The following is a 14,228-nucleotide window of genomic DNA, read 5'->3' on the forward strand; positions in this document are numbered from 1 at the left end:
CCGATGGGCGGAGGATCCGATGCGGATCCTCCGCCCATCGCTGTGTCCGCGGCGTCTGCAGTGCGGGTGCGGCATCCGCTCGCTGATGTATTGATGTACCGAAACAGCACCTCGACGACGCATCACGAACGACCAGCCTCCTTGTCCTGTGTGTGGGCCGAATCTTCGCCCGCCCATCCCACATGCGTCGCCGGGGTCGAATGACCTTTCCCAGATCCGACATCGGATCGTGGATCTCCCCGCGAATGCGTCTCGTCGATTGAGGACCTGATGACAGCAGCAGCACCGCGGCGACGTCGCATCCGAACTCTTGTCGGGGTGGCGCTGATCGGCGTGATCCTCCTCGCCGGCGGCCTGCCGACCACGCAGGAGCCGGCTGAGGCGGTCGAGGATGCGGTGAGCGTCACCCGCACCGCGACGACGTCGACCATGAACTACCGGGGTGGGGTCACGGCGACGCTGTCGCTCACTCAGGCGACCACGCAGTACGGGTCAGCCGGTGTGCAGTTCCTCGCGACCACTCCGCACTCGGCATACGGCGCGACCTCTGCCATGTTCGCGCCGGGACTCGACCCCGCAACGACCCCGACGGTGGGGCTCGAGGCATACGCGGGCATGTGCGGAAACCTGAACTTCACGGGGTACTGCCCCGGCAACGGGACTCTCACCGTCACCTTCAACCGCGCGGTCACCGACCCCATCCTCGACATCTCGGGGCTCGGCGGCTATGCGCAGTGTGCGGAGGTGCGCAACACGTCGGAGACCTACTGCAACATCATCAGCGGCAACGGCCTCACCGTCGGTACGAACGCGGAGGGTGACAAGACGGCCGCCGGGTGGATCGACATCCAGCTCGACATCACAACCCCCGGCGTGACCTTCTCGCCGATCTCCGGCGCCCAGAACTTCAGCATGACGGGCACCAGCCTCACCACCGCGGTGAAGTCGAGCAGCTCCCGGTGCGACACGATCCTGCCGGATGCTGCCGAGCTCGGCGGACGCACCATGACGAGCACCTCGCTCGCAGGGTGCGGATCCGTGGCGCTGAAGGGCACCTTCCAGACGGTGACGTTCAGCATCGGCACGCACATCCAACGGGCCCCGGTCGCCGACGGCTGGGCGAGCGGATACAACACCGCCGACCTCGGCACGCGTCTCGCCGACCTCTTCCGCCTGTCCATCCGCCTCCACGAGGACATGGGAGATGCACCCAGCAGCTACGACGCGGCTCAGGCCGCAGTTCACGTGCAGGGTCCGCTGCATCTCGGAGCGGGCATCACATCGGATGCCGACGCCACCGCGAAGCCGACACTGTCACCGAAGTCCAGCGTCACCGCGTCCCTCGACACGGATGACGCGATCGGCGACGGCGTGCGCGCCCCGAGCGCGATCAGAGGGATGCCGTACTCGCTCACGATTCCGCTGACGGGCACGACGCTTCCCGGGACGGTCGCCGGGTGGATCGACGTCAACAGGAACGGCGTCTTCGACGCCACCGAGCGGGTGCAGGCGGTGTTCATCGCGGGTGCGACCTCGGTGACTTTGACCTGGACGGTGCCGGGGGCGGCGGTGGTCGGTGACACGTACCTGCGACTGCGGACGGCGTTCACGGCATCCGAAGTGGTGGACCCTCGCGGGATCGCGCAGTCCGGAGAGGTCGAGGACTACATCCTGACCGTCGCCGCGGCGACGCCGGGGATCGAGGTCGTCAAGCTCGTGAACGGAGATGACGCGAACATCGCTCCCGGCGTGCTCGTCGACGCGGGGTCGACGCTGACGTTCGAGTTCCGGGTGAAGAACACCGGCAACGTGCCGCTGACCGCGGTGCAGCTCACCGACAACGTCATCGCCGCGGCAGGAATCGTCCCGGTCGGGGTCTGGGACGGCACACTCGATCCGGGAGAGGTGGCGGTCTTCACCGCAACCCGCGCCGCGCCGACGACGGGCAGCACCCTGCACACGAACACCGCGACCGCATCCGGGCAGCCGGCATCTGGAGGAGGCCGGATCACCGACACCGACCCGGCGAACGCGACCACCCGCGAGATCCTGGTCTCGATCCTGATCGAGAAGATAGGAGAGGACTCGAACGGCGATTGGGTGCGCATGGACGGATCGGGGTTCCGGCTACTGACCGATGTCGCGGGGGCTCCGGGGGTCGCGGTCGTGCCGGGGATGGTCGCGGGGGCTGAGACCGGCACCTTCACCGCGGCCGGCGTGCGCCCTGGCACCTACTGGCTCGAAGAGACGAAGGCGCCGGAGGGGTTCGCGCTGCTCGCCGAGCCCGTCAAGGTCGTGGTGTCGGCGACCGGCGTGCTGTCGATCGCGGCGGGGCAGTCGAGTCCGCAGGTCACGGTGGCGGCGAACACGATCTCGGTGCGCGACGTGCCAGCCTTCGTGCTGCCGGCCGCGGGAGGAACCGGCTCGCACGGCTTCACCCTCGCCGGAAGCCTGCTGATCGGCCTCGCCATCGCGGGTGCAGTCCTGCTCGAGGTCCGCCGAGCGCGGCGAAACGCCCCGGCCGGGCGCGGAGCCCGGACGGAGCGTTCCGTCTCACTGCAGACGTTCAACTGACCTTCTTGCGGTAGGCGATGATCGCGAAGACGTAGCCGACGATCAGGATGCCGACGCACCAGGCGAGAGCGACCCAGATGTCGGTGCCGACGGGCTTCTCGGCGAACAGCGCCTGGATGGTGTTCACGATCGACGTGACCGGCTGGTTCTCGGCGAACCACTGCACCGGACCCGGCATCGTGTCGGTCGGCACGAAGGCCGAACTGATGAACGGCAGGAAGATCAGCGGATACGAGAACGCGGTCGCCCCGTCGATCGTCTTGGCGCTCAGGCCCGCGATGATCGCCAGCCAGGTGAGGGCCAGGGTGAACAGCAGCAGGATGCCGATGACGGCGAGCCAGGCGAGGGGCCCTGCTCCGGTGCGGAACCCCAGCAGGAATCCGACGGCGAAGATGATCGCCAGGGTGATGCCGTTCGCGACGAGCGAGGTGAGCACGTGCGCCCACAGCACGCTCGATCGGGCGATCGGCATGGAGTGGAAACGCTCGAAGATGCCGCTCTGCAGATCGTTGAACAGGCGGTACGCCGTGTAGGCGATGCCGGACGCCACCGCGATCAGCAGGATGCCGGGGAGCAGGTAGTTGACGTAGTTCTCGGAGCCGATGCTCTGCTTGAGCGCCCCTCCGAAGACGAACACGAACAGCAGCATCAGTGCGATCGGGGTGACCGCCGTGGTGATGATGGTGTCGGTGCTGCGAAAGATGTGCCGCATCGAGCGGCCGGTGAGTGTCGCCGTGTCGGCGACGATGTGCGTGCTCATGCTGCGTCGTCCTTTCCGGATTCTGCGGTCGACGTGGTGCCGACGAGGGTGAGGAAGATCTCTTCGAGGGTGGGCTGCTTCTCGACGTACTCGACTTTGGCGGCCGGCAGCAGGCGCTTGAGTTCTGCGAGCGTGCCGTTGGCGATGATCCGACCCTCGTGGAGGATCGCGATGCGGTCGGCCAGTTGCTCGGCCTCGTCGAGGTACTGCGTGGTGAGCAGCACGGTCGTGCCGGTGTTCGCGAGTTCCTTGACCACGTTCCACACCTCGATGCGGGCTTCGGGGTCGAGGCCCGTGGTCGGCTCGTCGAGGTAGATGACCTCGGGGTGTCCGACGAGGCTCATGGCGATGTCGAGTCGGCGGCGCATGCCTCCCGAGTACGTGCCGACCTTGCGGCCGCCGGCATCCGTCAGCCGGAAGCGGGTGAGCAGGTCGTCGGCGATGATGCCCGGCTCCGGCAGATGCCGCAGTTTCGCGACCAGCACGAGGTTCTCACGACCGGTGAGGATCTCGTCGACCGCGGCGAACTGACCGGTGAGGCTGATGCGCTGCCGCACGGCGACCGGGTCGGCGGCGACGTCGATTCCCTGCACGGCGGCGGTGCCGGCATCCGAGGTCAGCAGCGTGGAGAGGATGCGGACGATCGTGGTCTTGCCGGCGCCGTTCGAGCCGAGCAGGGCGAAGATCGACCCCTTCTCGACCTCGAAATCGACGCCCCGCAGCACGTGGAGGTCCTTGTAGGACTTCTCGATGCCGCGGACGGCGATGGCGGGTGCGTTCATGATCGGGACTCCTTCTTCTTCGCGTCGTCGACCGCCGCGTTCAGGCGGGCGCGTTCCTTGTCGATCCAGTGGGTTCCGCCGTAGGCCTCGGCATAGGTCTCGGCGAACGAGACCGCGTCGTCTCCGACGATGTCGTCGATCGGGGTGCCGTCGATGGCGGCGCGCTCCCACAGGTCGGCGAGGTCGAGGAAGATCTGCACGAGGATGTCGCCGTCGGTGATGCCCCCGTAGTACATCGTGTAGCGGTGCTGGGCGTTCGCGACCGTGCGGTACGGCTCGGGGAGGGCGTCGATGCGCTTCTTCGCATCGCGGTACTGCTTCTTCTGCTCGAGCGATCCGGTGAGCGCTTCGATCCACTTGGCGGCCATGTCAGTTCTCCTTGGTGTTCGTGTCGGTGGTGGTGTTCGTCTCGGTGGTGTTCGTGTTGAGTCGTTCGATGCGCTGCGCGAGGAAGCTCCAGGTCTTCCAGAACTCCTCGAGCTCCTGCGTGCCCGCCGGGTTGAGGGAGTACACCTTGCGGGGCGGTCCCTTCTCGCTCGGGACCTTCTCGACGTCGACGAGCTTCTTCTGCTCGACGCGCACGAGGAGCGCGTAAATCGTGCCCTCGGCGATGTCGGTGAATCCGTGGTCGCGCATGCGGGTCGTGATCTCGTAGCCGTAGGCCGGCTGCTCGGCGAGGAGGGCCAGGACGATGCCCTCCAGAGTGCCCTTGAGCATCTCGGTCATCTGTTTGCCCATCGGGACCTTCTTCCGGTTGGTTCGGTACTCAGTGTTGCTGGGTACTGGTACAAAGTAACACTGAGTACCGGTACTTAGCAACACCGAATACTGAACTTTCTCGGATGGCTTCCGGTGGCGGCGTTCCCGGTCGCACTTCCTACCGCATCGCTGTTGTCGCACCCCGTTCCGTTCCACTTTGTGCCGTGTGGGGCCGCGTTCGAGGGCACGAACTGCGACCGGAGCGGGGCGGTGGCGCGACGGCTCGCCGTACTGACGTGCGGGGGGTCTTTGCGCGCCGGCATCACCCGGTCAGGGCGAGTGAGTCGATGCGCGCGTCGCAGGGGCACGGGTGCGTGGTGCGGCAGCGTAGTGCGGCTGGCCCCTCGGTGCGGGGTCGCTTCTGCATCCGAAACCTCGCTGCGGGACGGGCCCGGGCGAAGGATGCGGCGACTAGCCGTTCAGGCGCGCCGCCATCACCCGCGCCTCGAGCAGCGGCAGCGTGCGGTCGCGGTCGGGCTGGGGGCAGAGGTCGAGGGCGTTCGCGAGTTCGAGGGCGAGCGCGGCGTGACCTGCGGCGTTCGGGTGGAACGGATCGTTCATCATCCCCCACGGCACTCCGCCGTTGCCGAGGTCGCTGAAGCGCGCGTGCTGGTCGACGAGGATCACGTCGTCCGATGCGGCGACGTCGCGCACGGCATCCGCGAAGGCGACGATCCGCTCGCGGCCCGGCGCATTGGGGATGTCGATCGACGGCGGTGTCTGCAGCACGACGATCGCGCCCGCCGCGCGTGCGCGAGTGACGAATTCGCGCAGCGATGCGCCGAACTCCGCAGCCTCGACGGTGACCTGCCCCGGCCCCGTCGCCATGTCGTTGGTGCCGATCATCAGCGTGAGCACATCGGGGGTCCACGTCGCGACCCGTCGGTCCCAGTCATCCAGGATGTCGGTGATGCGGTGGCCGCTGATCGCCGTGTTGATGACGGCATCGCGGGTGCGTCCCAGCTCGCCGCGGATCAGCTCGTGCAGGTGCTCGGCGTAGCTCCGGCCTCCCTGCGTGTGCACGAGCCCGTGGGTGATCGAGTCCGCCGGTGATGACCCAGTTCAGCGGTTCTGCGCCTGCGAGCAGATCGGCGAGACGGCGGAGATCGGATGCGGCGGAGGCGGGGGATTCGGCATTCGGCACGCCCTAAAGACTAGCGGCGGCGTCAGTGGAAGACTGGTCTCATGGCTTCCCCTCTGCTCGATGACCTCCTCGCCCGCATCGTCGACAGCGGCCTGCTCGATGATCCGGTCGCCGAGAACGGCCTCGTCTACGGCCGGGCGACCATCGACGCCGCCGGCGCGGTCGTCACCGTCAACGTCGACCCCGAGCTCGAGGACGACGAGGAGACCCTCGACGTCGACGCGCTGCTCGCGGCGATCACCCGCATCCTGTCGGTGACGGAGACGCGATGGCGTGCGGTGATCGACGAGGTCGCCGACGACATCGACGAAGCGGTCGACGACGAGCCGGTGATCGAGCAGACCGACCTGCGCGACGACCTCGAGGCCACCTCCGCCGTGGTGTTCGCCGACGCCGTGCTGATCGCCTTCGACGCGCCGAAGCAGTTCCCGGACTCCCGGATCCTCGTGCAGCTCGACGACGACCTCGAGGTCGCCAGCGTCGAGGTGCGCGATCGCTGAGCCTGCCCGGCCTACAGCCACTTCTTGTACTTGAACACCCCGTAGAGGGCGGCCGCGAACGCGGCCATCGCGCCGATCGCCATCGGGTACCCGTGCACCCAGTGCAGCTCGGGCATGACGTCGAAGTTCATGCCGTAGACGGTGCCGACGAGCGTCGGGGCGAAGATGATCGCCGCCCACGACGAGATCCGCTTGATCTCGTCGTTCTGAGCGAGCCCCGCCTCGGTCTGCCGCCGTGCGACGAGGGCGGAGTGCACAGTGAGGGCGTTCTCGAGGATCGCGCGGAACGAGTCGACCCGCTCGTTCACGCGGATGACGTGGTCGAGCACATCGCGGAGCGACCGCTGCAGCTCCTCGTCGATCCGGTACTTCTCCGATCCGCGGCGCAGCCATTCCAGCATCCCGGCGAGCGGGTGCACCGCCCGCTGGAAGTTGATGACCTCGCGCGAGAGCTCGTAGATGCGCCGCGAGAGGGCGTCGTCGTCGCTGTCGCCGAAGAGCTGGTCCTCGATCTCGTCGATGTCGTTGAGCAGACCGGTGACGATCGGCTCGTAGCCGTCGACGACCTCATCGAGGATCGCGTAGAAGACCGCCTCCGGGCCCATCGCGAGCAGCTCGGGGTGCGCCTCCATGCGGCGGCGCACGCCTGCGAGGTCGGGCGACTCGGCGTGCCGGATCGTGACGACGAAGTCGGGTCCGACGAACAGGTGCAGCTCGCCGAACTCGATCGACTCCTGCTCGTCGCGGTAACGGGCGGGGCGCAGCACGGCGAAGAGCGTGTCGCCATAGCGCTCGACCTTCGAGCGCTGGTGCCCCGAGAGCGCGTCTTCGACCGCGAGCGGATGCAGGTCGAACTCGCGCGCGACCGAGGTGACCTCCTGCGGGCTCGGCCGGTAGAGGCCGATCCACGCGATGCCGCCGTGGGCGTCGAGCGACCGGAAGGTCTCGTCCAGGTTCTTCGGGGTCTCCACGCGACGTCCGTGGACGTACACGCCGTTGTCGATGAGGGCCATGGTGGGCTCCGTTCTCGCAGGCGCACGCCGGATCAGAGAGGGCGTGCGCAGAATTCATCAGGGGGCGGAAGACGCCACCGACGGCTGCGGAGCAGGACGTGCAGGTACGGAGCCGAAGCTCAACGCACGGATGCAGTCAGACGCGACGCAACGAAGGCGGCGTCGCAACTATCACCGGACATCGCCATCACCGCCTCTCGCGCTCTGAAAGGGTCACGTGACCCGATGTGCCAGCATACCCCTGCATGCTGGACGTGAGATCCATGCGGTTCGAATGCGGTCAGGCGTCGATGCCGACGAGCGCGGCGCTCTTCTGCCACAGCGCCTCGGCCAGTGCGGCATCCTCGATCCTCGGGTTGACCCGTCGGGTCAGCACCCGTTCGTCGTAGTACTCGCCCGAGATCCAGGTCTCATCCGGCGTTCCCTCGATGAACCAGCTCAGGGTGCTGCCGCCCTTCTCGCTGCTGATGAGCAGCAGGTGCTTGAGCGGGGTGCGATAGACGAACCGCATGACGGTGCTCGAATCCGAGGCGAAGTTCGTCTGCACCGTGCCGGGGTGGAACGCGACCGAGGTCAGACCTTCGTCATGGAACTTCGCATGCAGGCTCTTCGTGAACAGCACGTTCGCGAGCTTCGCATCGCCGTAGGCCCGGTTGGCGCTGAAGTCCTTGCTGTTGTCGAGGTCGTCGATGTCGATGCGCCCGAACAGGCGGTGAGCGACGCTCGACGTGTTGACGATCGCCGCGTGGCCGGTGCGCAGCTGCGACAGAAGCAGGTTCGTCAGCAGGAACGGCGCCAGGTGGTTGACCTGCAGCGTCTTCTCGAAGCCGTCGACCGTCGGCGTCCGGTCGCCGAAGATGCCACCCGCGTTGTTCGCGAGCACGTCGATGCCGCCGTCGCCCACGGCGCCCGCGATCTTCGTCGCGAGCTCACGCACGTCATCGAGTCGGGCGAAGTCGGCCGTGAACCATTCGGCACCGGTGTCTGCGGCGACGGCGCGCGTCTTCTCGACCGAGCGTCCGACCAGGATCAGACGATGCCCGGATGCCGCGAGCTGGCGAGCGGATGCCGCGCCGATGCCGTCGGATGCTCCGGTGAGGACGACCGTCTTCGGCGTCACGATGCGGACTCCGGCGGGTGGCCGGCAGTCGGTTCGGCCGCCCTGCGGCTGCGGGCGACGTACACGGTGTTCGACGACGTCCCACCGGTGACCGCGTTCTCGAAGTCGACGACGTGGGCGACGGCATCGTCGAACACGGCGTGCATCACGCCCATGAAGTCGTCATCGGGCGGATCATCCGACCACAGTGCGAAGACACCGCCGGCGGCGAGGTGCCGGTCGAGTGAGCGCAGGCCTGCCGCGGTGTACAGATCGGCGTGAGTCGGGTCGAGCTGGTGACGCGGCGAGTGGTCGACATCGAGCAGGATCGCCGAGTATCCGCTGTGGTCTTCAGGGGGCGCTGCCCGCACCAGGGCGAAGAAGTCGTCTTCGACCAGGGTCGTGCGGGGGTCGTCGACGAGCTCAGCCGACACCGGCAGCAGAAGCCGTCGGTGCCAGCCGATCACAGCGCCGAGTCGATCGACCACGGTGAGAGACGCCACGCGGTCGTCGCGCAGCGCGGCGACCGCCGTGTATCCGAGGCCGAGACCCCCGACCAGGACCGAGAGATCGTCGCCGTCGACAGCGGCGAGGCCGAGATTCGAGAGCTCTTCCTCCGCCACCGTGAACAGGCTCGACATCAGGTACTCGTCGCCGAGCTTGACCTCATAGATCTCCTGGCCGACCGCGGGCTCGGTGCGTCGGCGCAGCATCAGCTCGCCGATCGGAGTCTCCTGCCAGTCGAGCTCTTCGAATCTCGTGATCATCGCGGGTTCTTCCCGTCGTCCTCGGTGCTCGTGCGCAGGGGTGCGGGCGCCCCTGTTCCGGTCGCGGGGGCGGGGGCGTTCATCGAGGTGGGCAGGGAGATCCTCTCGGGCTCCGGCGCAGCCGCGGGCTCCGGTGCCGGCTCCGTTGCAGGTGCCGTCGCAGGGATCGTCGAAGGGGCCGCGGAAGGTGTGGCCTGCGCGGCCGACGGATGTGCGGGGAGCTCGCGCGCGACCTGCTTCTCGAGCACCTGCACGGCCTCATCGCTCAGCAGGATGAGTCCCTCGAGCTCGTCGCGCACACGCTTGTACGCGATGTTGCGCTCGGCCTGCGTGGCCGATTCGTCGACGGCGACCTTGAGCAGCTGCTGCGCGCGGTCGAGGCGCTTGCGCTCGGGTTCGGTGAAGGTCGAGTCGCGCAGGCGCCGGGCATCCTTCTCGGCGATCTCGAACGCGACGGCATACGCGCCCACCGCGTCGAGGTACTCCGAGACCTGCTGCTCGGTCACGGTCGCCTCAGCCGACACCGGCCGCAGAGCATCCGCCGTCTTCTTCGCCCGCAGGAACGCGGCGACCAGAGGCTGGCGTCCGTCGCTCATGGCGGGGAAGGCGATGAGCTTCGCGACATCGAGCTCGTAGTCGAGCCACCGCGCTGTGATCTCGTCGTGCTCGGCGAACAGGCGCTCGAGCAGGGCGTTCGGGGCGACGGATGCTCGGGTGTCGACGACCGCCGGGCCGATCCGCCGCGCGTGGCCTCCGCGGGCTTCGAGCTGAGCGGTCTTGATCTCGGCCTTGAGTCGCAGTGTCTCGAGGCGCCGCTCATGGCGGCGCTTCGCATTGCGCTCCCACGCCTTCGCCGCGCCGCCGGCGACGCCCATGATGGGGAAGATGATCCACCAGGGCACAGTGCCGAGCCAGCTCCAGAAGGGTTCCATGATGCTCACAGCCTACTTCTCGGGCTCGACGCCGTCGCGGGTTCCCGGCCGGGGCACAGCTTCGGATGCCGGGGCTGCGCCCGATCCGCCTCAGCCGCGCTGCGCGCGCTCCACGAGGGCGACGAGCTCGGCGCGCGGCAGCGGGAATCCGTCGAGACGGCCGACCGGGAAGTTGCCGAGCATCTTGAGCATCTCGCCGCCCTCCGCGCCGAACTTCTCGTCGATGACCGCCGCGAACTCCGCACCGACCACCGGGTCGACGAGCAGCTCGTCGAAGGAGGAGCCGAGACTGACCGGTAGGACGACCTCGTCGCCGCTGACCTCCACGGTCGTGCGCGTGTGCAGATCACGGCTCGACGACCCGAGATCGATGACGTACTCGCCGCTCTCGACGATCCAGCGGTCGACGCGGGTGTCCCAGTACGCCAGTTCCGAACGGCGAAGACGCAGCTCGACCTGGACGGTCTCACCGGGCTCGATCAGCACCGACGCGAAGGCCTTGAGCTCGCGCGGCGCGCGCTGCACCGACGATCCGGCAAGGCTCGTGTACGCCTGCACGACCTCGCGGCCAGCGACGGCTCCGGTGTTCGTGACCGGCACGGTGACGACGACGTCGCCCGAGTCGATGACGGATGCCGTCGCCTCGCCGTACGAGAAAGTCGTGTACGAGAGGCCGTGACCGAACGGGAACGCGACGGGCAGGTGCCGTGCGTCGTACCAGCGGTATCCGACCAGCAGGCCTTCGCCGTAGATCGAGTGGCCGTGCTCCCCCGGGAAGCTGCCGAAGGCGGGGGTGTCCTCGATGCGCAGCGGGATGGTCTCGGCGAGCCGGCCCGAGGGGTTCACGACGCCGAACAGCACGTCTGCGGTTCCGCCACCTCCTGCCTGGCCGAGCAGCCACGCCTCGACGATCGCCGGCACCCGGTCGGCGAACGGCAGGGCCACGACCCCGCCGTTCGAGAGCACGACGACGACGTTCGGGTTGGCGGTCAGCACCGCATCCAGGAGTTCGAGCTGCGTGGCCGGCAGGTCGATGTGCTCGCGGTCGAAGCCCTCGGACTCCTCATGGGCAGGAACGCCCAGGAACACGACAGCCACATCGGCGGCGGATGCGGCGGCGATGGCCTCATCGCGGAGGGCCGCCGCGTCGGCATCCGCGTCGGCGCCGATCGTGTAGCCGGCGGCGAAGGCGACCTCTCCGTCGCTGAGTGTGCGGATCTCGTCGAGAGCGGTGTCGACGCGGGTCGGGTTGATCTGCGACGAGCCGGCGCCCTGGAACCGAGGCGTGCGCGCGAACTCGCCGATCACGGCGAGGTTCGCCGACGACTGCAGGGGCAGGATGCCGCCTTCGTTGCGCAGCAGGACGATCGAGCGTCCGGCGACTTCGCGAGCCAGCGCGTGGTGGGCGTCGACGTCGAGCGGGCCGGATGCCGCAGGCCGTGACTGCGCCTTGCGCGCCAGGTCGATGAGGCGGTCGACGACGGTGTCGAGGGCTGCCTCGTCGAGGCTGCCGTCCTGCACGGCGGCGACGATCTCGGCATCCGTCCGTCCGCTGCTGCCCGGCATCTCGAGGTCCATGCCCGCGATCACGCCGGCGACGCGGCTGTTGACCGCGCCCCAGTCCGAGACGACTATGCCCTCGAAGCCCCACTCGTCACGGAGGACGGTCGAGAGCAGCCACGGGTCCTCAGACGCGTAGACGCCGTTGATCCGGTTGTACGAGCACATGATCGTCCAGGGCTGGGCGTCTTCGACGACCCGCTGGAATCCGCGCAGGTAGATCTCGCGCAGCGTGCGCGGGTCGACGTCGCTCGAGACCCGCAGTCGATCGGTCTCCTGGTTGTTGGCGGCGAAGTGCTTGAGCGACGAGCCGACGCCCTTCGACTGGATGCCGCGCACGAGCCCGGCTCCCATCGCGCCCGAGACGATCGGGTCTTCCGACATGTACTCGAAGTTGCGGCCGCAGAGGGGCGAGCGCTTGATGTTGATGCCGGGGCCGAGGATCACCGCGACGTCCTCGATCGCCGATTCGACGCCGAGCGCCACGCCGACGCGTTCGGCGAGTTCGGGATCGAAGCTGGCGGAGAGCCCGACCGCGGGCGGGAAGCAGGTCGCCGGGATGCTGCCGGCGAGGCCCAGGTGGTCGGTGTCGCCGCCCTGCTTGCGCAGGCCATGGGGTCCGTCGGTGAGCATGAGAGAGGGGATGCCGACACGGTCGTTGCTCTTGGTCGTCCAGAAGTCGGCGCCGCTGGTGAGAGCCGCCTTCTCTTCGAGGGTGAGGTCGTGGGCGCGTGCGCCGGTGGGCTCGGTCATGGGATTCCCTCTCGCCGTTGAGCCGGATCGGACCGCATCGGGTGTGCGGCATCCGCTCGATCTCAAAACTTTAATCGCTAAGGTTTTGTTCCACAAGGCGCCGTCGGCATCTGCGAAGAAACCTCTTGCACTGAAAACCTGAACGGTCTAGGTTTTCAGCCACGGGAGCGAAACTCCGGCATTTCGCAGTGTGGCGATGCCTTCCGACTCCCACCGGCCGAAGGAGGCAGGCATGAGCGGTTCCGCAGCGGGTACGCCGTCGGGAATGACGACGGCGACGGCAGTCGCCCGCGAACATCACTGGTTCACGGAGCCGACGGAGCCGGCGAAGAAGGGCTATGTCGCCTGGCTGATCATCGCCCAGTTCATCTTCTTCGTCGCTCTGCTCGGGCCGGCAGTCGTCGGCATCGGTCTGAAGATCACAGACCTGCAGAACGCGGGGGCGATCGCTGACGGTGCCGCAGGCTTCAACACCGCATCCGCGATCCTCGGCGGAGTGGGCGCTTTCTTCGCCACCGTCGCGAACGTGGTGTTCGGCCGGGTCTCCGACCGCACGACGAGTCGATGGGGGCGACGCCGGATCTGGATCGTCCTCGGCACCGTCATCATGACGATCGGCTTCGTCTTCATGGCGACCGGTCCGAGCCTGCTCGTCGCCACGATCGGCTGGGCGATCGCGCAGCTGGGTGCGAACATGACGCTCGCGCCGTTCGTCGCGACGATCGCCGACCAGGTGCCCAAGTTCCAACGCGGATCGATCACTGCGGGCCTCGGCATCGCACAGAACCTCGGCATCGTCGGCGGTGTCTACGTCGCGGGCTGGTTCTCGTTCAGCCTCTTCATCGTGTTCGTGATCCCCGCGATCCTGGCGATCATCGCCATGGTCGTCTTCGCGATCGTGCTGCCCGACAGGGTGCTCCCCGTCAAGCCGCCGCGGATCAGCTTCCGCGAGATCATCCAGACGATCTGGGTCAGCCCGGTCGCACACCCGGACTTCGCACTCGCGTGGTGGTCGCGGTTCCTCATCACGTTCGCGAGCTTCGGGTTCACCACCTTCCGCTTCGCCTACATGGGCTTCCATCTCGGTGTTCCTGAAGAGGAGATCGGCCTCCTGATCGCGAACACGACACTCGTGTACACCGCAGCCCTCGTGGTCACGGCGTGGATCGCGGGCAAGATCTCGGACAGGATCGGCAGGCGCAAGATCTTCGTGTGGACGTCGACTGCGCTCTTCGCCGCCGGCACGTTCGCGCTGATCTTCATCCAGGACGTCCCGTCGTACTACATCCTCGAACTGCTGCTCGGCGCGGCGTACGGCATCTATGTCGGGGTGGACCTCGCCCTGGTCGTCGACGTGCTGCCGAACCCGGATGATTCGGGCAAGGACCTGGGCGTCTTCAACATCGCAAACGCACTGCCGCAGACGGTCGCTCCCCTGATCGGCGGGTTCGTCCTGGCGGCGACCGGCGGCGCCAGCGGTGCCGACTACACGGTCTGGTTCACGGTCTGCGCGGTCGCGGCCCTGATAGGCGCCGCGGTGATCTTCCCGATCAAGAGCGTGAAGTAGCGGGGGAGGGGAGTGGAG

At 67.8% G+C, this 14,228-nt stretch carries 13 protein-coding genes; 3 read left to right on the forward strand and 10 right to left on the reverse strand.

Annotation, left to right across the window (positions count from 1 at the left end):
- Window positions 1-270: 270 nt before the first annotated feature.
- Window positions 271-2,574, forward strand: a complete 2,304-nt coding sequence (locus tag OD997_RS13535; protein ID WP_434332033.1) for a GEVED domain-containing protein — start codon at window positions 271-273, stop codon at window positions 2,572-2,574.
- Here OD997_RS13535 and OD997_RS13540 read toward each other — a convergent pair.
- The 5 genes from OD997_RS13540 to OD997_RS13560 all read right to left on the reverse strand — a co-directional run bounded on the left by OD997_RS13540 (window position 2,567) and on the right by OD997_RS13560 (window position 5,898).
- Complete coding sequence (locus OD997_RS13540; protein ID WP_056310651.1) at window positions 2,567-3,334, reverse strand: ABC transporter permease; 768 nt, start codon at window positions 3,332-3,334, stop codon at window positions 2,567-2,569. The genes OD997_RS13535 and OD997_RS13540 overlap by 8 nt on opposite strands.
- Window positions 3,331-4,116: an ABC transporter ATP-binding protein gene (locus OD997_RS13545; RefSeq protein ID WP_434332034.1), complete on the reverse strand. Its 786-nt coding sequence runs from the start codon at window positions 4,114-4,116 to the stop codon at window positions 3,331-3,333. The genes OD997_RS13540 and OD997_RS13545 overlap by 4 nt, the downstream gene beginning before the upstream one ends.
- Window positions 4,113-4,484, reverse strand: a complete 372-nt coding sequence (locus tag OD997_RS13550; RefSeq protein WP_167947276.1) for a DUF1048 domain-containing protein — start codon at window positions 4,482-4,484, stop codon at window positions 4,113-4,115. The genes OD997_RS13545 and OD997_RS13550 overlap by 4 nt, the downstream gene beginning before the upstream one ends.
- Before the next feature lies 1 nt (window position 4,485).
- A complete protein-coding gene (locus tag OD997_RS13555) occupies window positions 4,486-4,854 on the reverse strand; it encodes a PadR family transcriptional regulator (RefSeq protein WP_434332035.1) in 369 nt (122 codons plus the stop codon).
- A gap of 432 nt (window positions 4,855-5,286) precedes the next feature.
- Window positions 5,287-5,898: an SGNH/GDSL hydrolase family protein gene (locus tag OD997_RS13560; protein WP_434332036.1), complete on the reverse strand. Its 612-nt coding sequence runs from the start codon at window positions 5,896-5,898 to the stop codon at window positions 5,287-5,289.
- Window positions 5,899-6,060: 162 nt separating this feature from the next.
- Between OD997_RS13560 and OD997_RS13565 the strand changes: the two genes are divergently transcribed.
- Entirely contained in the window at window positions 6,061-6,519 is a 459-nt protein-coding gene (locus tag OD997_RS13565) for a cytochrome C5 (protein WP_434332037.1), read from the forward strand.
- 11 nt (window positions 6,520-6,530) lie between these two features.
- Here the strand turns inward: OD997_RS13565 and OD997_RS13570 are convergent, their stop codons facing one another.
- From OD997_RS13570 to OD997_RS13590, 5 genes are all read right to left on the reverse strand, one after another.
- Window positions 6,531-7,532 (reverse strand): magnesium and cobalt transport protein CorA, encoded by a 1,002-nt coding sequence (locus OD997_RS13570; protein ID WP_434332038.1) that lies wholly within the window; start codon window positions 7,530-7,532, stop codon window positions 6,531-6,533.
- Between the two features lie 280 nt (window positions 7,533-7,812).
- Entirely contained in the window at window positions 7,813-8,652 is an 840-nt protein-coding gene (locus tag OD997_RS13575) for an SDR family NAD(P)-dependent oxidoreductase (RefSeq protein WP_434332039.1), read from the reverse strand.
- Window positions 8,649-9,398: a spermidine synthase gene (locus OD997_RS13580; protein ID WP_434332040.1), complete on the reverse strand. Its 750-nt coding sequence runs from the start codon at window positions 9,396-9,398 to the stop codon at window positions 8,649-8,651. Before OD997_RS13580 ends, OD997_RS13575 begins: the two co-directional genes overlap by 4 nt.
- A complete protein-coding gene (locus tag OD997_RS13585) occupies window positions 9,395-10,330 on the reverse strand; it encodes a hypothetical protein (protein WP_434332382.1) in 936 nt (311 codons plus the stop codon). The genes OD997_RS13580 and OD997_RS13585 overlap by 4 nt, the downstream gene beginning before the upstream one ends.
- Before the next feature lie 90 nt (window positions 10,331-10,420).
- Window positions 10,421-12,643: a glycoside hydrolase family 3 C-terminal domain-containing protein gene (locus tag OD997_RS13590; protein ID WP_434332041.1), complete on the reverse strand. Its 2,223-nt coding sequence runs from the start codon at window positions 12,641-12,643 to the stop codon at window positions 10,421-10,423.
- Between the two features lie 232 nt (window positions 12,644-12,875).
- Here OD997_RS13590 and OD997_RS13595 point away from each other — a divergent pair, with 232 nt between their 5' ends.
- A complete protein-coding gene (locus OD997_RS13595; protein ID WP_434332042.1) occupies window positions 12,876-14,210 on the forward strand; it encodes an MFS transporter in 1,335 nt (444 codons plus the stop codon).
- Window positions 14,211-14,228: the final 18 nt, after the last annotated feature.

Source organism: Microbacterium sp. CGR1 (assembly GCF_051062835.1).
Classification (GTDB): domain Bacteria; phylum Actinomycetota; class Actinomycetes; order Actinomycetales; family Microbacteriaceae; genus Microbacterium.